At 41.7% G+C, this 20515-nt stretch carries 21 protein-coding genes; 5 read left to right on the forward strand and 16 right to left on the reverse strand.

Annotated features, from left to right (window positions below):
- Nucleotides 1-137: 137 nt before the first annotated feature.
- Nucleotides 138-1550, forward strand: coding sequence for a DegQ family serine endoprotease (locus tag OFO07_RS01105; RefSeq protein WP_270870631.1), 1413 nt, complete (start codon nt 138-140; stop codon nt 1548-1550).
- A 135-nt stretch (nt 1551-1685) separates the two neighbouring features.
- Here OFO07_RS01105 and OFO07_RS01110 read toward each other — a convergent pair whose 3' ends face one another.
- Both OFO07_RS01110 and OFO07_RS01115 read right to left on the reverse strand, forming a co-directional pair.
- Complete coding sequence (locus OFO07_RS01110) at nt 1686-2651, reverse strand: methionine ABC transporter ATP-binding protein (RefSeq protein ID WP_270870632.1); 966 nt, start codon at nt 2649-2651, stop codon at nt 1686-1688.
- A 46-nt stretch (nt 2652-2697) separates the two neighbouring features.
- A complete protein-coding gene (locus tag OFO07_RS01115) occupies nt 2698-4329 on the reverse strand; it encodes a cation:proton antiporter domain-containing protein (protein WP_270870633.1) in 1632 nt (543 codons plus the stop codon).
- Nucleotides 4330-4496: 167 nt separating this feature from the next.
- Between OFO07_RS01115 and OFO07_RS01120 the strand changes: the two genes are divergently transcribed.
- From OFO07_RS01120 to OFO07_RS01130, 3 genes are all read left to right on the forward strand, one after another.
- Entirely contained in the window at nt 4497-7115 is a 2619-nt protein-coding gene (locus OFO07_RS01120) for a valine--tRNA ligase (RefSeq protein ID WP_270870634.1), read from the forward strand.
- Nucleotides 7116-7157: 42 nt separating this feature from the next.
- Complete coding sequence (locus OFO07_RS01125) at nt 7158-7526, forward strand: DMT family protein (RefSeq protein WP_270870635.1); 369 nt, start codon at nt 7158-7160, stop codon at nt 7524-7526.
- 115 nt (nt 7527-7641) lie between these two features.
- Entirely contained in the window at nt 7642-8625 is a 984-nt protein-coding gene (locus OFO07_RS01130; RefSeq protein WP_270870636.1) for a diaminopimelate dehydrogenase, read from the forward strand.
- A gap of 92 nt (nt 8626-8717) precedes the next feature.
- Here OFO07_RS01130 and OFO07_RS01135 read toward each other — a convergent pair whose 3' ends face one another.
- The 8 genes from OFO07_RS01135 to OFO07_RS01170 are packed head-to-tail and all read right to left on the reverse strand — an operon-like array spanning nt 8718 to nt 15492.
- Nucleotides 8718-9146: a hypothetical protein gene (locus tag OFO07_RS01135; RefSeq protein WP_270862413.1), complete on the reverse strand. Its 429-nt coding sequence runs from the start codon at nt 9144-9146 to the stop codon at nt 8718-8720.
- Nucleotides 9143-9790, reverse strand: coding sequence for a YggS family pyridoxal phosphate-dependent enzyme (locus tag OFO07_RS01140; RefSeq protein ID WP_270870637.1), 648 nt, complete (start codon nt 9788-9790; stop codon nt 9143-9145). The genes OFO07_RS01135 and OFO07_RS01140 overlap by 4 nt, the downstream gene beginning before the upstream one ends.
- Nucleotides 9787-10905, reverse strand: a complete 1119-nt coding sequence (gene rseP, locus OFO07_RS01145) for an RIP metalloprotease RseP (protein ID WP_270870638.1) — start codon at nt 10903-10905, stop codon at nt 9787-9789. The genes OFO07_RS01140 and rseP overlap by 4 nt, the downstream gene beginning before the upstream one ends.
- A gap of 3 nt (nt 10906-10908) precedes the next feature.
- On the reverse strand, nt 10909-11481 hold the full coding sequence (gene pgsA, locus OFO07_RS01150) for a CDP-diacylglycerol--glycerol-3-phosphate 3-phosphatidyltransferase (RefSeq protein ID WP_270862416.1): 573 nt from the start codon (nt 11479-11481) through the stop codon (nt 10909-10911).
- 14 nt (nt 11482-11495) lie between these two features.
- The gene (locus OFO07_RS01155) at nt 11496-12284 is read right to left on the reverse strand and encodes an enoyl-ACP reductase (RefSeq protein WP_270868015.1); all 789 of its coding nucleotides are present in this window, start codon (nt 12282-12284) and stop codon (nt 11496-11498) included.
- Complete coding sequence (gene dapA, locus OFO07_RS01160) at nt 12284-13180, reverse strand: 4-hydroxy-tetrahydrodipicolinate synthase (RefSeq protein ID WP_270870639.1); 897 nt, start codon at nt 13178-13180, stop codon at nt 12284-12286. The genes OFO07_RS01155 and dapA overlap by 1 nt, the downstream gene beginning before the upstream one ends.
- Nucleotides 13173-14426, reverse strand: a complete 1254-nt coding sequence (locus OFO07_RS01165; protein ID WP_270870640.1) for a M16 family metallopeptidase — start codon at nt 14424-14426, stop codon at nt 13173-13175. The genes dapA and OFO07_RS01165 overlap by 8 nt, the downstream gene beginning before the upstream one ends.
- Nucleotides 14427-14433: 7 nt before the next feature.
- Nucleotides 14434-15492, reverse strand: coding sequence for a quinone-dependent dihydroorotate dehydrogenase (locus tag OFO07_RS01170; RefSeq protein WP_270870641.1), 1059 nt, complete (start codon nt 15490-15492; stop codon nt 14434-14436).
- Nucleotides 15493-15856: 364 nt separating this feature from the next.
- On the opposite strand from OFO07_RS01170, the gene OFO07_RS01175 reads away from it, so the two are divergent.
- On the forward strand, nt 15857-16063 hold the full coding sequence (locus OFO07_RS01175; protein WP_270870642.1) for a hypothetical protein: 207 nt from the start codon (nt 15857-15859) through the stop codon (nt 16061-16063).
- On the opposite strand, the gene OFO07_RS01180 is transcribed toward OFO07_RS01175, so the two are convergent.
- The 6 genes from OFO07_RS01180 to OFO07_RS01205 are packed head-to-tail and all read right to left on the reverse strand — an operon-like array spanning nt 16025 to nt 20407.
- Nucleotides 16025-16468 carry a hypothetical protein gene (locus OFO07_RS01180; protein ID WP_270870643.1) on the reverse strand — a complete coding sequence of 148 codons (444 nt, stop codon included), beginning with the start codon at nt 16466-16468 and terminating at the stop codon, nt 16025-16027. The two genes, OFO07_RS01175 and OFO07_RS01180, sit on opposite strands and share 39 nt — an antisense overlap.
- Nucleotides 16465-16761, reverse strand: a complete 297-nt coding sequence (locus tag OFO07_RS01185; protein WP_270859456.1) for an AtpZ/AtpI family protein — start codon at nt 16759-16761, stop codon at nt 16465-16467. The genes OFO07_RS01180 and OFO07_RS01185 overlap by 4 nt, the downstream gene beginning before the upstream one ends.
- Nucleotides 16762-16784: 23 nt before the next feature.
- Complete coding sequence (gene hemL / locus OFO07_RS01190; protein WP_270870644.1) at nt 16785-18056, reverse strand: glutamate-1-semialdehyde 2,1-aminomutase; 1272 nt, start codon at nt 18054-18056, stop codon at nt 16785-16787.
- Nucleotides 18040-18423: a c-type cytochrome gene (locus OFO07_RS01195; protein WP_270864475.1), complete on the reverse strand. Its 384-nt coding sequence runs from the start codon at nt 18421-18423 to the stop codon at nt 18040-18042. The genes hemL and OFO07_RS01195 overlap by 17 nt, the downstream gene beginning before the upstream one ends.
- 51 nt (nt 18424-18474) lie before the next feature.
- Nucleotides 18475-19710 carry an ArsS family sensor histidine kinase gene (locus tag OFO07_RS01200; RefSeq protein ID WP_270864474.1) on the reverse strand — a complete coding sequence of 412 codons (1236 nt, stop codon included), beginning with the start codon at nt 19708-19710 and terminating at the stop codon, nt 18475-18477.
- 16 nt (nt 19711-19726) lie between these two features.
- Nucleotides 19727-20407, reverse strand: coding sequence for a response regulator transcription factor (locus tag OFO07_RS01205; RefSeq protein ID WP_270859460.1), 681 nt, complete (start codon nt 20405-20407; stop codon nt 19727-19729).
- Between the last annotated feature and the right edge of the window lie 108 nt (nt 20408-20515).

Genomic DNA, 20515 nt, shown 5'->3' on the forward strand with positions numbered 1-20515 from the left:
CGGATTATATCATAAAAGTTTAGTCTATGTCAATCAAGTTTAATATATTTTGTTTATAAATCTTGTAAATGTATTAAACAAATATTAGCCCTAGAAATTTATAATTGCACGAAAATTTTATTCAAAAGGAATTTATAATGAAAAAAACCGTTTTGCTATCTTTGGCACTTAGCGCTTCGCTTTTTGGTGCGAATATCGATATCAGCGAGGCTGGCGCGAAATTTGATCGTGTAAATCCTGAGTTTAGCAAGGATGTCGTTCTCTCATACCACAGCTCGATTGCCGAGGCGAAAAAATCTGTCGTAAATATCTCGACCAAATCAAAACACAAAGTCGCAAACAACCCAATGGCGGAGATGTTTAACGATCCGTTTTTTAAGCAATTTTTCGATTTTAACCTGCCTAGACAAGAGCGCGAGGTCAGCTCTTTGGGATCTGGCGTGATTATCTCAGATGACGGATATATCGTTACAAATAACCATGTCGTCGAAAATGCCGATGAAATCGTAGTTACACTGCTCGATAATGACAAAGAGTATAAAGCCAAGGTCGTAGGAACGGATTCGAAGACAGATTTGGCGATTATCAAAATCGAGGAAAAAAGGCTATCTGCGATTAAATTTGCTGATTCGTCAAAGGCTGTGGAGGGCGATATAGTGTTTGCTATCGGAAATCCATTTGGCGTGGGTGGCACGATTACACAAGGAATCGTCTCTGCGCTAAATAAAAACAATATCGGGCTTAATCAATACGAAAATTTTATCCAAACAGACGCTTCGATAAATCCGGGCAACTCAGGCGGTGCGTTAGTCGATAGCCGTGGTGCGCTCATTGGTATAAATTCGGCGATTTTAAGCAGAAGTGGCGGAAACAACGGCATAGGATTTGCAATCCCATCAAATATGGTCAAAGATATCGCCAAAAAGCTCATTAGCGACGGCAAAATCGAGCGCGGATATATCGGCGTAACGATTAGCGATATGTCAAAAGAGCAAAAAGAGATTTACAATAGCAAAGAAGGCGCGCTGATTTCGAGCGTGGAAGAGGGCTTGCCAGCGGATAAAGCGGGCATTAAAAGAGGCGATTTGATTATAAAAGTCGATGACAAACCTGTCAAAAACGCAAACGAGCTTAAAAATTTGGTCGGCTCGATGAATCCGGGTAGCAAGGTCGAAATCGAGTTCGAGCGCGACGGCAAAAACCAAAAAGTAACACTCAAACTAGATAGCATGGATAAATCATCTAATGCTGGTAGCTCAAATGTCGATGAGGGCGCATTAGAGGGGCTAAGCCTTAAAAATCTAGATGATGAAATTCGCTCAAAATACGCGCTAAATAAAGATTTAAAAGGCGCAATCGTAACAAATGTAAAAGCGGATTCAAAAGCGAGCGAGTATGGGTTTAGAAAGGGCGATATAATTATCCAAATCGGTCAAAACGATGTCGAAAATATCGATGATTTCAATAAATATATAAAAGCCTATAAAGGCAAAAAAGTCCTAGTTTGGGTTATTAGAAACGGTATCCCACAAGGGCTAGTAATCCGCTAAAATTGGCAAATTTGGCAGGGCTTAGGCTTTGCCAAATTTCAAATTTTATTTACAAATTTTCACTTGGCGAAGTCAAATTTCAAATGACTTCGCCGATTTTATTTTTTAATTTTAATTATATTTTTTTGGGAAAAATTATTTCTTCTCCACGACTTCGTAAATCACGCCCTTTTCGCTGATATATTTCTCCACGGCTTCGAGCTGGGTCGGTAGGACATTTATCACGAGCGAGCCCACGACGCTTTTATCCAGGCGCTCTAACTTACCCCAGACGATATTGAAATTTATGCCAAGCTCGTGCGCCATGTGCGTGATAATGCTATCAAACGCGACATCTGGCGGGAAAAATAGCCTTACATTTATATTATTTGGCGGTAGCATTTCCTCTTCGCCTAGGAATTCCTTCATATGCTCATCAGGGTGCAAAAACAGCTCCACGATATCGCCAGAGCCCACGACAACGCCGTGTTTTAGGAGCATTGCGCGGTTGGCTATGCTTTTGACGACCTCCATTTCGTGCGTTACCAAAACTATCGTAATGCCAAGCGAGCGGTTGATTTCTTTAAGTAAATTTAAAATTTGCGTCGTTGTGTTTGGATCAAGAGCAGAAGTCGCCTCGTCGCTAAGTAAAATTTGCGGTTTTAGCGCCAATGCCCTAGCAATGGCTACTCTTTGCTTTTGACCGCCGCTAAGCTCGCTAGGATAGGCGTTTGCTTTGTCTTTGAGGCCGACTAGTTCGAGTAGTTCGCCCACGCGCTCTTTGATATATCCTTCCTCAAATTTCCAAAACCTAAGCGGTGTGGCGACATTTTCGGCGACCGTTTTTCGGCTCATCAGCGCGAAATGTTGAAAAATCATACCGATATTTTTGCGAAATTCGCGCACTTCATCGCCTTTTAAATCCGCCACCTCTTTGCCAGCGACTTTTAGACTGCCGCTTTGGTAATTTTCTAGTCCGTTTATACAGCGAAGTAGGGTGCTTTTGCCTGCGCCACTTTGTCCTACGATAGCGAAAATTTCGCCTTTTTTGATCTCGGCGCTGACACCTTTTATGATTTCGGATTTTCCGAAACTTTTATGCAAATTTTCGATTTTTATCACTAAATTTCCTTTATTTTTTCTATATTCTACTTAAATTTTTAAAATTTTAGCTTTGTAATTTTTGTCTTAACGCCTCTTGCAAAAGCGAGCCAGCTAGCATGCGCTCTTCCTTCATAAATATAAAATTCTCGCCGAATTCGCCCTCTAATTCGACCTTGCGATACGGCCCTGAATACATCACAATGATTTTTGCGCTTAAATTTTCCTTATTTAGCATATTTGTAACGATATCGAGTTTTTCTTGGTTTGTGAGCGTTAGGATTATCACAGATGCCTGACGCAGGCTAAATTCGTCGATGACGCTTTTTTGCATCATATTTGCAAAATGCACATTTTCGCCACGAGATTTGCCAAGATCTACAAGCTCCAAATCGCTTTCAGCCACGATATATGGCAGGCCATTATCGCGTAGTCTAAGCAGTATTTCTTGACCGACTCTGCCGTATCCAACGATGACGAAGTGGTTTTTCATAGGCGAAATTTTGACCTTATGCACCTCGTCTTCGAGTTTTTCGACATTTGATTCGAAGCGGTTTGCGATACGGTTTAGGTTTTTTAGGATAAATGGTGTCAAAATCATCGTCGCCACAACGATTGCAATTAGAATTTGCGCATTTTCTTTGTTTATTAAATTTTTGGAGATTAAAAGTGCGAAAATCGCTAGGGCAAATTCGCCGATTTGTGCCAGAGATAGGGCTGATTTGAGCGCAATTCTTTTGTGAGTTGATAAGATGAGTATCGCATAGACAATGCCTGCTTTTAGCGCCATTATGATGATGATTCCTAGTAAAATTACGCCGTAGTGGTTGGCGATAATGTCAAATTTAATCTGAATTCCGATTGTGATAAAAAAAAGTCCTAGCAAAATGTCGCGTAGTGAGCTCATACCTGCGGCGATTTCGCGCTTGTATTCGGTCTCGGCGATAATCATACCAGCGATAAATGCGCCAAGAGTATAACTAAACCCAAAAATATGTGCTAAAAAACTAGCACCAATTACCACAAATAAAACCGTAGCGATAAAAATTTCCCTCGAATTTGCCTTGATGACATAGGTAAAAAGGCTATTTATGACAAATTTGCCAAGGATTATGAGCGAGACTATCACAATCGCAGCACTTATGGCGGTGTGCAAAATCAGCTCATTTACAGGCGTGCTATCTGTGGAGGCAAAAATATCAATCATCAGCAAAATCGGAATTACAGCCAAATCTTGGAAAAGCAAAATTCCAAGCACTTTTCTGCCGTGATTGCGATTTATTTCGCCAGAGTCATTTAGACTTTTTAGCACTATTGCAGTAGAACTTAAAGATAGCGCAAGACCGATAATAATGGCTGTTTTGATATTTTCGCTCAAAACTTGATCTATTATGAGAGTGAGTATCAGCCCAGTGCCTGCAACCTGCAAAAATCCGTTGAAAAAGACATCTTTTTTCATACTCATTAGGTACTTGAAGCTAAACTCCAATCCTATGCTAAACATCAGAAAAACCACGCCAAATTCGGCGATTTGCGACATATACATACTCTCGTCGCGTGTGAGACTATAAATCTGCGTAAAACACACACCAGCCACGATATATCCGATAATGCTAGGGATTTCAAAGACTTTGAAAACTATGTTTAGAACGATTGCAAGTGCAGTAATCGTCAAAAATAGCTCGATAGCAAAATCCATTTGCAACCTTTCTGTGAAAATTTTAAATCTTTGATTTTACTAAAATTTTGCTTAAAATATCGCAAATTTAGGGCAAATTTGGCGATAAAATTTCGAATTTTAACTGGTTTTTAGTGAAATTTAACTATAATCATCAGTTTTTAAAATCAAATAAAAAGGCAGTTAAAATGGCAGATTTTTACAATCCAAAAGAAGTTGAAGAAAAATTTTATAAAATTTGGGAAGAGCGCGGTTATTTCGAAATCGACGGCAACAAAAATATCCAAGAAAAAGGCAAAACATTTTGCATTATGATGCCACCGCCAAATGTAACGGGCGTTTTACACATAGGACACTCTCTTACTTGCACACTCCAAGACATTATGACGCGTTATAAACGCATGGACGGATACAAAGCACTGTATCAACCAGGACTCGATCACGCAGGAATCGCCACTCAAAATGTCGTAGAACGAGAGCTCCTTGCCAAAGGCATAAAAAAAGAAGAAATCGGCAGAGAAGAGTTTTTAAAACATGTTTGGAAATGGAAAGAGCAAAGCGGTGGCACGATAGTTCGCCAAATCCGCCGTCTTGGTGTGGGTCCAGCGTGGAGTAGAGAGAGATTTACTATGGACGACGGGCTTAAAAACGCCGTGCGAAAAGCCTTTGTAAATTTATACGAAAAGGGCTTAATCGTGCGAGGCAATTATATGGTGAATTGGTGCACTCACGACGGCGCACTTAGCGATGTCGAAGTCGAACACAAGGCAAATAAAGGCAAACTTTATTATGTGCGATACTATTTAGACGGCGAAAAAGATAAATTTATAGTTGTAGCGACTACTCGCCCTGAGACATATTTTGGTGACACTGCTGTAATGGTAAATCCAAATGACGAACGCTATAAAAATTTAATCGGAAAATTTGTAGAACTCCCTATTATAGGGCGAAAAATCAAAATCATCGCTGACGAGCATGTCGATATGGCGTTTGGAACAGGTTGCGTAAAAGTAACACCAGCTCACGATCAAAACGACTACGAAGTCGGCAATCGCCACGATTTGGAATTTATCACAATCTTCGATGAAAAGGGTATTTTAAACGAATATTGTGGCGAATTTAAAGGACTTGAACGCCTTGAAGCCAGAGATAAAATCGTCGCAAAGCTTGATGAGCTAGGCTTTATCGAAAAAATCGAAGATTACGAAAATCAAGTCGGGTATTGCTATCGCTGTAAAAATGTCGTCGAGCCCTATATTTCAAAGCAGTGGTTTGTCAAATCCGACATCGCTAAAAACGCCATAAAAATGGTAAATGACGGCGGGGCTGAGTTTTTCCCGTCGCACTGGATAAATAGCTTCAATGCGTGGATGAGAGAGTTAAAAGACTGGTGCATTAGCCGTCAGCTTTGGTGGGGACACCGAATTCCTGTGTTTTACTGCGAGTGCGGACATGAGTGGGCGGACGAGTGCGAAAACCCTAGCAAATGCCCAAAATGCGGAAGTGCGAAATTCACGCAAGATCCAGATGTCCTTGATACTTGGTTTTCAAGCGGCTTGTGGCCGATTTCCACACTTGGCTGGGGCAACGGCGACGCTTTGAAAAACGAAAAATGGTTTGAAAGTGATTTGAGCGAATTTTACCCAAATACTATGCTTATTACGGGCTTTGACATACTTTTCTTTTGGGTTGCAAGAATGTTTTTCCAATGCGAAAATGCTACTTCTAAATTGCCGTTTAAAGATGTCTATCTTCACGCCCTAGTTAAGGACAAAGACGGCAAAAAAATGAGTAAATCAAGCAAAAATATCGTCGATCCGCTCGATAAAATCGATGAATACTCAGCCGACATTTTGCGTTTTACACTGACGGTGCTATGTGTGCAGGGTCGCGACCTACGCCTAAGCGATGATAAGCTTTTGATTTATAGAAATTTCGTAAATAAACTTTACAATGCAAGTAAATTTTTGCTTTTAAATTCGGCTAAATTCGGTGATTTGGACGAAAATTTGGTTAAAACGAAGCTTGGAGAGTATATGCTAAGCCGTTTTAAGGCGTGTGTAAATTCGGTCAGGGCAAATCTCGACGCATACCGCTTCAACGACGCTGCGACTGATTTGTATAAATTTTTCTGGGACGAATTTTGCGACTGGGGAATTGAGCTTAGCAAAGCAAACAAAGCCGCAGTCCCTGAGCTTGGTATGATTTTTAAAGAAGCTTTGAAGCTTTTAAGTCCATTTATGCCGTTTATCAGCGAGTATCTCTACCATGAGCTTAGCGGGACTAGCTTAGAAACGGCTGGTTCGGTTACCATGATGAAATATCCAAAAATTGCCGAGCAAAACGCTGAGATTGAAACTCTATTTGAGCGAGTTATCGAAGCGATTGTAAGCATTCGCAGGGCAAAAGCGACGATTGATTTAGGAAATGCCAAAATCGCAAAGGCTTTTGTGCTGAGCTCATTTGATTTAAGCGGGGCGAAAGATTATATCAAAACACTTGCCAAATGCGATGAAATCGAGTTTGTAAGTGCTCCTGTGGCAAATGCTGTGCGTGATGTGAGCGCGAATTTAGAAAGCTTTGTCGCGCTTGAAGGGGTGGATTTAAACCCTATCATAAATCGCTTGAATTCGCAAAAAACAAAGCTTGAAAAAGAGATTAGCAAACTAGAAAATATGCTAGGAAATGAGAAATTTATGGCCTCAGCCCCAGCTAGTGTCATCGAAACCAATCGCAACGGCCTAGCAAACGCAAAAGAGCAATTTAACAAAGTTTGCGGGGAACTCGCAAATTTGGGAGTGAAGTGAAAAATGCGAAAGAGTATAAAATTAAAAATTTAGGCAGATAAAATGAAACCATACTACACCATAATTTTACTGATTTTTTCAAATGTTTTGATGACGATTGCGTGGTATGCGCACTTGAAATTTACCAAAATCCCGTTTTTTAGCTCTCTTGGGCTTTTTGGGATTATTCTCTTTGGCTGGTGCGTGGCGTTTTTCGAGTATTGTCTGCTAATCCCTGCGAACAAATACGGTTACATCGGCAACGGCGGTTCGTTTGACATTTGGCAGCTAAAAGTTCTCCAAGAAGTCATCACGCTTAGCGTTTTTAGCGTGTTTGCACTGCTGATTTTCAAAAGCGAAGCCTTTCGCATAAACCACATTATAAGCTTTGTTTTCCTAGTTTTGGCTGTGTATTTTATGTTTAAAAAATAGGAAATTTTATGATATTTTTTGGTTTTTCAAAACGATTTTGGCGATTTGAGATGGTGCCGTGAAAGCCCAAAAATAGGGAAAATTCAGAAATAAAATTTAATAAAAAGGATAAAAAATGAGTAAAATCAAAGTAGGAATTTTAGGTTATGGAAATTTAGGTCGTGGCGTCGAACTAGCCGTGCGAAACACAAGCGATATGGAAGTTTTTGGCGTTTTTTCTCGCCGCGATCCAGCTAGCGTGAAAACCTGCGGCGCGAGTGTATTTAGCATAGATGAAATCTTAAATTTCAAGGGCAAATTCGATGTTTTGGTGCTTTGCGGTGGCTCGGCGACTGATTTGCCGACACAAACGCCAGAGTTTGCCAAAAACTTCTGCGTCGTCGATAGTTTCGATACTCACGCAAAAATCACAGAACACTTCGCAAATGTCGATAACGCAGCCAAAAGTGGCGGAAATGTCGGTATTATCGCTATTGGCTGGGATCCGGGTCTGTTTTCGCTAAATCGCCTTGTGGGCGAAAGTGTGCTAGAAAGTGGCAACACCTACACATTTTGGGGCAAAGGCGTGAGCCAAGGGCATTCTGACGCTATCCGCCGAATCAAAGGCGTAGTCGATGCTAGACAATACACAGTGCCGATAGAAAGCGCGTTGGCGAGTGTCAGAGCCGGAGAAAATCCAAATTTAAGCACGAGAGAAAAGCATTTGCGTGAGTGCTTCGTAGTCGTAGAAGACGGCGCCGATAAGGCAAAAATCGAAAACGAAATCAAAACAATGCCAAATTATTTCGCTGATTATGATACGACCGTGCATTTTATCGACCTTGAAACGCTAAAACGCGAACACGGCGGAATCCCACATGGTGGCTTCGTGCTAAGAAGCGGCAGCACAGGAGAGCACGGCGAGACAAAGCATTTAATCGAATTTAGCCTAAAACTTGATTCAAACCCTGAATTCACAGCTAGCGTGCTGGTGGCTTACGCAAGAGCGGCATATAGACTTCATAAGGACGGCAAAAGCGGTGCGTTTAGCATTTTTGACATCGCACCGGCTCTAATCTCGCCAAAAACCCCTAGCGAGCTCAGAAAAGAGATTTTGTAAATTTACTTGCCGTGCGAAATGCCAAATTTGGCGAATTCGCACGGCGAAATTCGTTTTTCCACAAACACTAGCCAAATTTGCAGAATTTTGTTTTAAATATTCGAATTTTGGATAGATTTTTTGCTAGAAAGTATTTTTAGGCTAATTCTGCCAAGCAGATCCAAAAAGAATATATAGATGACAATCGGCACCGCTAAGAGCCAAAATCCAGCATAAACTAGCCAAAAGTTAAAAACCGAAATTGCCTTGAAAATCTCGATTCGAACGATAGTGCCTTCGTATCCGTTAGAAGGCCACGGCATCCCCCAGATATTCGCCAATGTTGCAAGATTTGCCAAAATCAAAAAAAATAACGCGAAGTAGCGTTTTTGCAAGATTTGAAATTTATACGCAATCGCTATAAATAGGGCGCAAGCTAGAATATTAAAAAGCAAAATTTCAAAGCAGATGAACAAATTATCATGGGCTGGAAACGCTATACAGCAAATGCCTAGCAAAAATATTACGATATCGTTTTTCATCGATACAAAATTCGCCCTAAACGCACCATATTTGACCCGCATTTTATGGCTAGTTCGAAGTCATCGCTCATACCCATTGAGCAGATTTTTGCGCCGTGCGGTCGCAAATTTTCAAAAATTTTGTAAGTGATTTCAAAGCTTTTTTGTATTTCGCGCTCGTCTTCTGAGTGTGCGCCGATACTCATAACACCGCATAAATTTAGGTTTTTGCAACTCTCTTTTATCTGCAAAAACTCATCAATCGCGCGCGAAATTTCAAGCCCGCTTTTGCTACTTTCGCCAGCGGAATTTATCTCCAAAAGCGTATCTAGCGTGAAATTTAGCCGTTTATTCACGGCAGTAGCAAGCTCATAAGAGTTGCAACTTTGCCACAAGCATGGGCGTAAGGAAAGTAGATGATTTATTTTGTTGCTTTGAAGCGAGCCGATGAAGTGCCATTTTAGGGGCAGGTCTCTTAAAATTTCGCATTTTCGCTTCATTTCTTGGACGCGGTTTTCGCCAAATTCGATTTGCCCCCCAGAGTAGAGATTTTCCACCGCGTCAGTATCTACATTTTTGCTCACAGCGATTAGACGGACGCTGTCCCAAATTCCGGCCGAAATTCTAGCGTTTTGGATACGCTCTAAAATTTGCGCTAAATTCATTGATAAAATCCTAGCATACGCGCGAAGTCATTTACTATCGTAAAAATCATCAGCATTGCCAAAATCGCGATTCCAGCGTAGCTAGCACCGATGAAAACCTTCTCTGGCACTGGGCGGCGAAACACAAGCTCGATTAGGTTAAACAAAATATGTCCGCCATCAAGAGCTGGGATTGGGAAGAGATTTATTATGCCCAAATTCACAGAAATCAGCGCGACAAGGAGCAAAACTACCGATGCTCCGTAGCTTACGGCCTTAGTCGTGATATCTGTGATAGCGACGATTCCGCCCATTTCCTTAGGAGATACGACGCCTGAGACGAGTTTTTCAAGCCCCACCAAGATGATTTTGCTAGATTGGATTGTTTCATCGAGTGCGAAACTAAGCGAATTAGCACCTTTGTGATATAGTGTGATATATTTTGGTTCTTTTCCAGGAGAAATTCCTATTAGCGGGGTTTGGATACGCTCTCGCCAAATGTTTAGTTTCTCGCCCATTTTTGGGGTTAAATTTAGGTTTTTGATTTCACCTGCGCGCTTGATTTGCAGGTTTAAATCCCCGGCCACGACATTTTTGGAGATATCGTCCCACTCTCTGATTTGTGCGCCATTTATTGATAAAATTTCATCGCCGACCATGATTCCAGCGTTTTGTGCGGCTGAGTTTTCGCTCACTGCACCTACGATTGGCGCGATACGCTCTACGCCGATATAGCCTAGGCTAATGTAGATTAAAAACGCCAAAATTATATTAAACGCAGGCCCAGCCACAAGTATGGCAATGCGCGCTAGCGGGCCTTTGGTGTTGTAGCTATCGGGGTCGAAATTTTTCGCACTTGGGTCTAAATCCTCTTGGCCTTTTAGGCTGACATATCCGCCAAGCGGGATTGCGCTTATGCAATACTGTGTCGCGCCGATTTGTTTGGTGTAAATTTTCTCGCCAAAGCCCACGCTAAATACATTTACGCCCACGCCAAGCAGGCGTGCAACGCTAAAATGGCCAAGCTCGTGGAAAAATATCAAAAAGCTAATGGCTAAAATCGTTACAAAAAAATGCAACCCGTAAAAATACAATCCACAAAGCAAAATTCCTATGGTTAAAAGTATGCTTTTCAAAAATCACTCCGTTGCTTTTGCATTTTTTTTGTGATTTTTAGCATAAGCTAAAATGTATTCTAGTCCCGAATACAGCGTGAGTGCGACTGCGACCCATAGCAAGAAATTTCCGCCACTCCACTGCATTGTCAAAAATCCTATGGCAAACATTTGCGACACCGTTTTTACCTTGCCTGCCATTGAGGCTGAGACGCTGATATTTTCGCTCACCATAACCGTGCGAAAACCTGTGATAAAAAACTCGCGGATTAGGATTAGATACACAGCCCATGGACTCGCTCTATCAATATACATAAGCCCTAAAAATCCAGCCAAGGTTAGCATTTTATCAGCCAGAGGATCGATAATACCGCCAAATTTGGTGATTTGATTCCAGCTTCTAGCGATAAATCCGTCGAAAAAGTCCGTCACGGAGGCGATTACGAAGGTTAGGGCGGCGAAGTAGTTTATCCAGCTGACATGCACCGCGCCAACCATACCGCTACTATCGGCATTGCCAGCAAGCAAAATGAGATAAAAAAACAAAGGTGCTAGTAAAACCCTAAAAATTGCTAATATATTTGGTAAATTCCACATATTTTTTCCAAATTTTATTTAAATGTCGTTCCGCCATCGACGATAAATGTATGACCTGTAACCCAACTTGCCTTGCTCGAACACAAAAATAGGCACGCACCTGCTAAATCTGTCGGCTGTCCCATGCGATTAAGCGGGCTTAGTTCGGCTGTTTTGTCGCGCACTTCTTCATAATTAGTAAAAGCTCTTAGCGCGTCTGTTTCGATTGGTCCGCCACTTACGACATTTACGCGGATATTTTTCTCGCCAAGCTCGGTTGCAGCGTATCTTGCCATAGCCTCAACTGCCGCTTTTGCAGTGCCGTGTCCTGAGTAATGCTCAATATAGACTAAATTTCCAGTCGAACTTAGGCTGATTATACTGCCGCCGCCTACCTTTTCCATGCGTTTGGCTGCTTCTTGCGAGCCAACGACAAAGGCATTTACGGTCGCGGTAAAGATATTGTTAATCCCGCGTGGTTTTAGCTTCATAAATTTAGTGTATCCACCAGCCACCGCGCGACCCGAAATAATCGCATTTGAGATGAAAAAATCCACTCTATCAAAATCTGCGTCAATCTTTTCAAACAGCTCTTTATAGGTTTCTGGCTCTAAGATATTTAAGCCGTACGCCCTTGCTTTAATGCCAAATTCCTTCTCTAACTCGGCTGCTTGGGTTTTGGCTAACTCTTCGTTTGAGTTGTAGGTAAAAGCGACATTTGCGCCAACTTTGGCGAATTCCAAAACAATCGCGCGACCGATTCCGCGCGTTCCACCGCTGATTACTAGGGTTTTTCCTTTAAATTCGTTGATAGTTTCTATCATTAAAATCCTTTGATATTGTATTGTTTCATAACAGCTTCAATTTTAGCTAAATTTTCCTTGCTAGGCTCGCAAAGTGGCAAACGATACTCCAAAACTGGCATTAGCCCAGCGATATACATTGCCGCTTTTATCGGGATTGGATTGCTTTCGCAAAAGAGAATTTTGTTTATAGCATACAAATCATCATTAATCTCTTTTGCCTTGATATAATCGCTGTTTAGTCCGAAATTTACGAGCTTTGAAATATAATCAGGCAATAAATTTGCAGTTACTGAGATGACGCCCTTTCCGCCGTTTGATAGGATAGGGTAGTTTATCGCGTCCTCGCCACTAATCACGCTTAATTTCGGCTCGTGCGCTAGCAAATCCACGCATTTATCGATACTGCCACTTGCCTCTTTTACACCGTAAATATTGTCGCAATCGTTAAAAAGCTTGATTATGGTTTCTGTGTCGATATTACACCCTGTTCTGCCTGGGACATTGTATAAAAGCACTGGAATTTCGATAGAGTTTGCAATCTCTTTGTAGTGCAGATACAAGCCTTTTTGGGTCGGTTTGTTGTAGTATGGCGCGACAGAGAGTATTCCATCAGCCCCATGCGCTTGTGCGAATTTGGCTAAATCCACAGCCTCGTGCGTGGCGTTTGAGCCGGCACCTGCTAGGACTTTGACGCCTGTGTTTTTGCAGGTATCGACTGCGATTTCTATGCAGACTTTGTGCTCATCGTGGGTCAATGTGGCGCTCTCGCCTGTGGTACCGACAGGGACTAGGACATTTATGCCGTTATCGATTTGGCGTTTTATGAGTTTGGCGTAGGTTTGCTCGTCAAGTTTGCCATCTTTAAACGGCGTGATTAATGCGGTCATTGAACCGATAATTACATTTTTATTCATCGTTTTCCTTTCGTAAAATCAATGTGGTTGAATTTTTAAATTTGAGATATTTTTTCATAGTTTCGTTTAAATTTTGCGCTGAGATGTTTTCGATATCGCTTTGGAGTCTAAACAGCGCGTCCAAATCGCCTCTGATGATATATGAGCCATAAATGCTAGCCACCTTGCTAGCGCTATCCATGGAGTAAATTAGGCTTGATTTGGCTGAATTTTTGAGTTTTGTGATTTCATCATCGCTGATTTGAGAATTTTTGGCATTTTCTAGGATAGCAAAAATTTCATCTCTTAGTCTCTCGCCAGCGACCCCAGCGTTGCAAACGCCGAAAATTATCATTAAATTTTCATATTTGCTGGCTAGATTATAGACATCGATTTGATTGGCTAGCTTTTTCTCATCGACTAAAATTCGTTGCAAAAGCGAGCTTTTCATACCGCCAAGATAGTCGCAAAGAGCGTTTATGCTGGCTGCGTCAGCGTGGTTAAATGGCGGGATTTTAAAGGCGGTTGCCACGATTTGGACATGAGAGTCTTTGTGTATGAGATTAAATCTAGCGCCGTCTTGCTCTGGTTCTGGCGCGCAAACATGCGATTTTTCGCAGCGATTTTTGATATGCGAAAAGCTCTTTTTGGCTAGCTCAAACGCACTTTTTTCATCGATATCGCCACTGATTAGCAGTGCCGCGTTGTTTGGATTATAAAATTTAGCGTGAAATTCCCTAATATCCTCGATTTTCCAGCCCTCTATATCGCTTCTAAATCCAATCGGCGTCCAGTGATATGGGTGATAAACAAAGGCGCTGTTATATAGCCTAAAAAACAGATACCCAAACGGATCGTTATCTGTGCGCCAAAGCCTCTCTTCTAAAACCACATTTCGCTCTGGCAAAAACTCGCTCTCTTCGAGCTTTAAATTTTCCATAATATCTGCGTATAAATCGAGGCAGGTGGCTAGATTCGAGCGCTCGCATTTGATGAAATAGTGCGTGAAATCAAAGCCTGTGCTTGCGTTATTCACGCCACCAAAACCTTTTACAATGGCGTCAAATTCGCCAGCTTTGCGGTTTTTTGTGGATTTGAAATTTAGGTGTTCGAGCATGTGGGCTATGCCACTTTTGCCCATGACTTCGTCCTTTGAGCCCACATCGTAAAATAGATCGACGCTGATGACATCGCTACCTAAATTTACCGGTATGTGATAGACGGCTAAGCCGTTTTCTAGCGTGATTTTATTGAATTTTGCAAACATAAAAACCTCATTTTTTTAAATTTAAACCGATTGCTTCTGTGATATTTGAAAGGCCGTCTTGGCGCAAGAGTGAAGCTAACTCGGAGTTGATATTATAGGCTATTTTAGGGCCTTTGAAAATAAAACTTGTGAAAATTTGCACTAGGCTTGCGCCGTCTTTTATGCGGGTGTAAGCCTCTTTGCCGTCGCTGATACCACCGCAGCTAATCAGCACTGCTTTGCCAAATAGCTCGCTAGATATTGCGCGGAAAAGCTCGCGCGATTTTTGCGTGATTAACCTGCCGCTAATTCCGCCAAAATCCCTTGCTTTGGGCGTTAGCGAGTAATCAATGCTAGTGTTATTTACTAGCAAGGCATCTGCCCCAGCTTCCACGGCGCACGAGCATAGCGACACGGCCTTTTGCGCACTCATATCGGGGGCGATTTTTAAAATTATTGGTTTTTTGGTAATGCCTCTCATCATAGATAAAATTTCTTTTATGAAATTTTCATCTTGCAAAGCGCGCAAATTTGGCGTATTTGGCGAGCTAATGTTGATTTCAAAAATATCGCAAAGACCTTCAAATTTGCGAGTTAAAATTTCATAATCGCTTAGAGCGTTTTCGTTTGGCGTGATTTTGTTTTTGCCAATGTTTGCGACAAGCGGAAATTTGGCTGGGTAAATTTTGCGCACGCGCTCCGCGATAGCCTCGGCGCCCTCGTTGTTAAAGCCCATTGCGTTTTGGATACTTTCTTCTTCGACTAGGCGAAAAAGGCGTGGTTTGGCGTTGCCGGGTTGGGGTTTTGGCGTAAATGTCCCAAACTCAGCATGCCCGAATCCAAGGGCGTAAAGTGGGGCTAGCATGGTTGCGTTTTTGTCAAATCCGCCGGCGATTCCAAGCGGATTTTCGAAATTTAACCCCCAGATTTTTTGATTTAGAATTTCATCTTTGTAGGTTGTATTTTTGGCTAAAATTTCCAGTCCAAACGGAACTGCACTTAGTGTGCGAAGCCCCAATTCTGCGATATGATGTGCAGTTTCTGGCTGAAATTTAAAAAATATTTTTTTTAGCGTGTTGTAATCCATAAAATTCCTTTTCAAAACTCATCATTTTAGCGAAATTTGAATTAATAATTCTTTATATTTTTAGCCAAATTTGTGTAGTTTTGATTGTTTTGAAATGCGAAGCATTTCCGTAAAAATCAAACCAGCTAAATTTAGAAAAACGAAGTTTTTCTAAATTTAGCCACTTCTAAGGTTTTACAGGGGAAATTCGCACGGAGCAAAAGGCGCGAACAGCGCTTTTGCGTGCGAATTAAATGCAAGGGGGAGGGTAGCGTCTCCTAAAAAGCGCGCCCTCCCCCTTACAGAGAATTTCACGGCGCAGGTTAAATTCTCAAAATCGTTCAATGCTAAATTTAGGTTGAATTTTACTTTAAATTTTGCTGGATTGACTTCGCCTACGGCTCGTCCAAATGTCCCTTCGCTTCGCTTGGGTCGCTACGCTCATTTTGCTTCGGCGATAAATCGCCTCGCAATGACAATGGCGAGTATATTGTGGGGCAGTATTTCACAATGGCAAATCAAACGATACGCCAAGAGCGGTAAAAGCCTAAAATCACTCTTTATTACAAAACGCAAAAACGAGCGTGCCTAGCGGGATTACGCTTACGCCAATCATTAGTGCAAGCGGGTTTAAAAGTCCAAATTTAGCCAAAAGCCAAATTCCAAAAATTAGCGCAGCGTAAGATAAAATTTTAAATGGCGAAAAAAATGCTGTGGCAAAATTTGATTTGACCGCGCTTTTTTTGGGCTCGGCTAAATTTTCATCATCAAATTCATCATTAGCGATTTTGTCGTATTTGCCAGAGCGAATTTCATCTTCGAGGCGCAGTGCGTAGGCTCTGTGCGAAAAAAACACAACCGCAAGCGAGCAGAAAAATCCGAGTTGCGAACTAGCGAAAAATGGGGCAAATTTCGCCCCAAAAGCGCAAAATAAGCCCCCAAGCGCAAGGACTAGAAAATCAAAAATCAAGTAGATTTTTAAAATTTCTTTTTTCACTCTTTTTCGTCCCAATCATCATCGTCGAAATTCTCTTTTGCAGCCTTGTATTTGGGATCATCTTCGAGCTCTTTGAGGCTTTCGTTTAGCCCCTTAAACGCCTTATAGACATTTAAAAACGCCGCAGCTATACCAAAGCACACGCAAACCCAAAATACGATTAACGAGCCGGTTAGGGATTTGAGCCACAGCCCAAGCCCCACGCCAATGGCGATTGCGACGACTATCGAAATCCCAAGGCTCACATCGTATGCGACCGGGACGACCTTGTGCAGGTTTTTTGTGTATTTCATAACCTCGCCTTAAATTTCAAAATTTACAAATTTGCCATCGCTTCATCTGCCATTTTTATGGCAAAATCTATATCTTTTTTGCTCATTGCCTCGCAAATAAAGCCAGTTTCGAACTGACTTGGCGCCAAAAATACGCCCCGTTTTATCATTTCGCGGTGAAATTTCGCAAAACGCTTAGTGTCGGATTTGAGCGCGTCATCGTAGTTATTCACCTCGTCTTCGGCGAAAAAATACCCAAACATACTTCCCACGCAGGCTGTTTGAAGCGCGATACCGTGCTTTTTGGCGGCTTTGCTAAGGCCGTTTATGAAGCGTTTGGCGAGTGAATTTAAATCTTTGTATAAATTTTTCTTAGCATAAATTTTACTCAAACTCGCAATTCCAGCCGCCATTGCCACTGGGTTTCCACTTAGCGTGCCTGCTTGATAAACACCGCCAAGAGGGCTGATTAGATCCATGATTTCAGACTTTCCTGCAAAGGCTGCCACGCTCATACCGCCACCGATTACCTTGCCAAAGGTTACGATATCGCCCTCTATGCCATACACATCGTAGCTTCCGCGCGCACTAGCGCGAAATCCGCTCATTACCTCGTCCATGATTAGCACGATTTTTTTCTCGTCGCAAATTTTGCGAAGTTCGCTTAAAAATTCGGCTTTTGCAGGCACCAAGCCCATATTTCCAGCGATTGGTTCGATGATTATGGTGCCGATATCATTGGCTTTGACAATCGCTTTGACGCTTTGGATATCGTTATAAACAGCGACAAATGTGTTTTTGGCGATATCTTCTGGCACGCCAGCACTGCTTGAATACCCAAATGTAGTTGCCCCTGAACCCGCCTTGACCAAAAGCGAGTCGCTGTGTCCGTGGTAGCAACCGGCAAATTTTATTATGCCGTCTTTTCCGCTGTAAGCGCGCGCTAGACGGATTGCGCTCATTGTGGCCTCTGTGCCACTGCTAGTGAAGCGAATTTTATCCAAAAATGGAAATTTATCTAAAACAAGCTTAGCAAGTTTCGTTTCTAGCGGGCTTGGTGCGCCAAAACTTAGTCCAAATTTCGCCGCATCGCAAACCGCTTTTTGGATATCTTTATCGGCATGTCCGAAAATCAGCGGACCCCAACTTTGCACGAAATCAAGGTATTTTCTGCCCTCGACATCGTAGATATATGCGCCTTTGCCTTTTTTTACCATAAATGGCTCGCCACCTACGCTTCCAAATGCGCGAACAGGCGAATCAACGCCACCTGGGATAAATTTCATAGCCTTTGCAAATTCAGTTTTGTTTGTCATTTTCGTCCTTTTTTTGGGTTTGATTTTTGGCTTTTAAATATTTGTAAATAATGATAATTTCGTCTTTTGTAAGAAAATAGCTTGGCATAATGTCCTTGCTAGCGCCGATTCCGTCGGCTAATTCTTGCAGTGAAAGGGTGTTGATTTTGGGCGCGAAAAGGGATTTTTCGTAGTAAGTTTCGTTTGAGCGGTTAAATTCCTCATATTTTGCGATGAGCTGTCCCTCGCCACGCTCGCCGTGGCATTTATCACAGCCGATTCCACGGGGGTTTTGGTAGAGCATAGCTCCGTATTCTTCATCTGTGATGAAGCTCTCTGCACACAAACAAACACCGAAAAATGCTAGTAAAAATATTAAATTTCGCATAAACTCACTTTTTAAAAAATTTTGCAATCATATATCAAATCGCCTTAAAATTTAGAGTAAAATTTCACTCATATTATCAAAATAAAAGATATTTGTCTCATTTTCTCTGCGGTATTTAAAGGCTAAACCATGTGATTTGGCGATATTATCGACGATGTATAGCCCAAGACCGAAGCTTTGTTTGGCGTTTGAGCCCTTGGAAAATGCCTCTTTGTAATGCTCGAAATCCTGCTCTAACTCTGGCGAATTGCTGATGAAATCGAAGGTCGCTCCGACATTTATGATGACATGGCGGTCGGTGGAGTATTTGATTGCGTTGTCGATTAGATTTTTCACAGCGATTGAAAACAGCTTCAAATCTACATTAAATTTCAAATCCTCTGGCGCGTTTATGGTTACTAAATTTTCGCCTATCATTGCGATTTTTAGGGCTTCGTTTATGATTTCTTTGGCTGAGTAAATTCCACGCTCTCCAAGCGGAATCCCAGAAGTCGCTCTCTCGACTGCGGCAAATTCGTTAATCAAATCTTCTAGCCTTTCAAACACCGATAACAAGCGCTCTTGGTATTTGTTTTTTTCGATCATTTCGACGGTTATGCGGCCTTTGGTAATGGGCGTTTTTAGCTCGTGCATGATGTTTCGCAAAAACAGATGGCGCGATTCGTTTAGTTTGTTGATCTGCGTAACTGCGCCGTAAAACGCACGCGAAACCTCGGAAATCTCGTCTGTGCCTGTGGCGACATTTGCGATATTTAAATCGCCTGTGGCAAATTTATCGATTTGGCGTTTTAGCTTGCGAAGTGGTTTGATTTTGCGTATAATAAAAATGTATGCGAGCAAAATAATCGCCAAAATTCCGCCATAAATCGCTCTAAAAATATCGTAGCGATATGGTTGGTATTCTTTGTCGTTTAAAATTCTAACCTCGTTGGCGTGGGTGATTTTGAGGTAGTGTTTGCGGTTATACATTATAATATCAGCCGAGCCGATATCAGCCGAAATGCTGTCTAAAATTTCGCCATTTTCGGTTAATTGCTTTATAAAATTTTCGTCATTAATGCTAGCAAATTCGAAATTTGCGATTTGTCTTTGGAATTCGTTTTGCGAGATGAGCCTGCTCATCTGGTATAGGTGCGAGCGCGCTACAATGGAGTATTTTGTGTTTAGCTCTCTGGTGTAGTTTTGTTTATCATATCCTATAAGCCAAATGAGTGCGAGCGATACGCCAATCGTCGCAAGCGCGAAAATAAATGTAATGGTATAAAAAATCGAAGATCTAAATTTCATATTTAAATTTCAAATTTTATTGCACGAGCTTGTATCCCACGCCCCTGATTGCGTGGATATATTGCGGTGTCTTGGAGGTTTCGCCAAGCTTGACCCTGATACGACCGACGATGACATCTATGCTTTTTGGCGAGGATTCTTCGCTGATTGAGGAGCTGTTGTAAATGAGCTCTTCGCGCGTGATTGCTCCGCCTTCTTTTTTGACTAGATATGAGAGGACATCGTATTCAGCGACTGTCAGCGATAGAGGCTGACCTTTAAAGGTGATAATGTGCGAAAAATCATCAACCACGATGTCTTTGTTGGTTTTTTCGCCACTTTGTTTGATCGAGCCTGTGTTGTAGCGCTCGACATGGCGTTTAATGCGGGCTAGAAGCTCTTGGGGATTGTATGGTTTTGGTAGATAATCATCTGCGCCGAAATCAAAGGCGTTGATTTTATCGGTCAAATCGTGGCGCGCACTAGAAATGATAATCGGTAAATTCGAGGTTTTGCGGATTTCTTTGCAGACTTCAAGTCCGTCCATACCAGGAAGCGTTAGGTCTAAAATCACAAGGTTGAAATTTTCTAATTTAAGCTTCGAAAGTCCGATAAATGGGTCATCTGCGACGGTAATGTCGATTTCGTATTGTTCTAAGTATTCGCTTAAAATTTCAGCTAACTCCAAATCATCTTCTATCATCAAAATTTTTGTCATCTTTTTACCTTAAATTTAAAATTTTGGGTGCATTATATCAAATTTAAGATTATAAAAAATTTTAGCGCCTGAATTTGTGTAAATTTGGGAAAAAATGAAAAATTTATT

Source organism: Campylobacter sp. JMF_06 NA1, assembly GCF_027737785.1.
GTDB lineage: Bacteria > Campylobacterota > Campylobacteria > Campylobacterales > Campylobacteraceae > Campylobacter_B.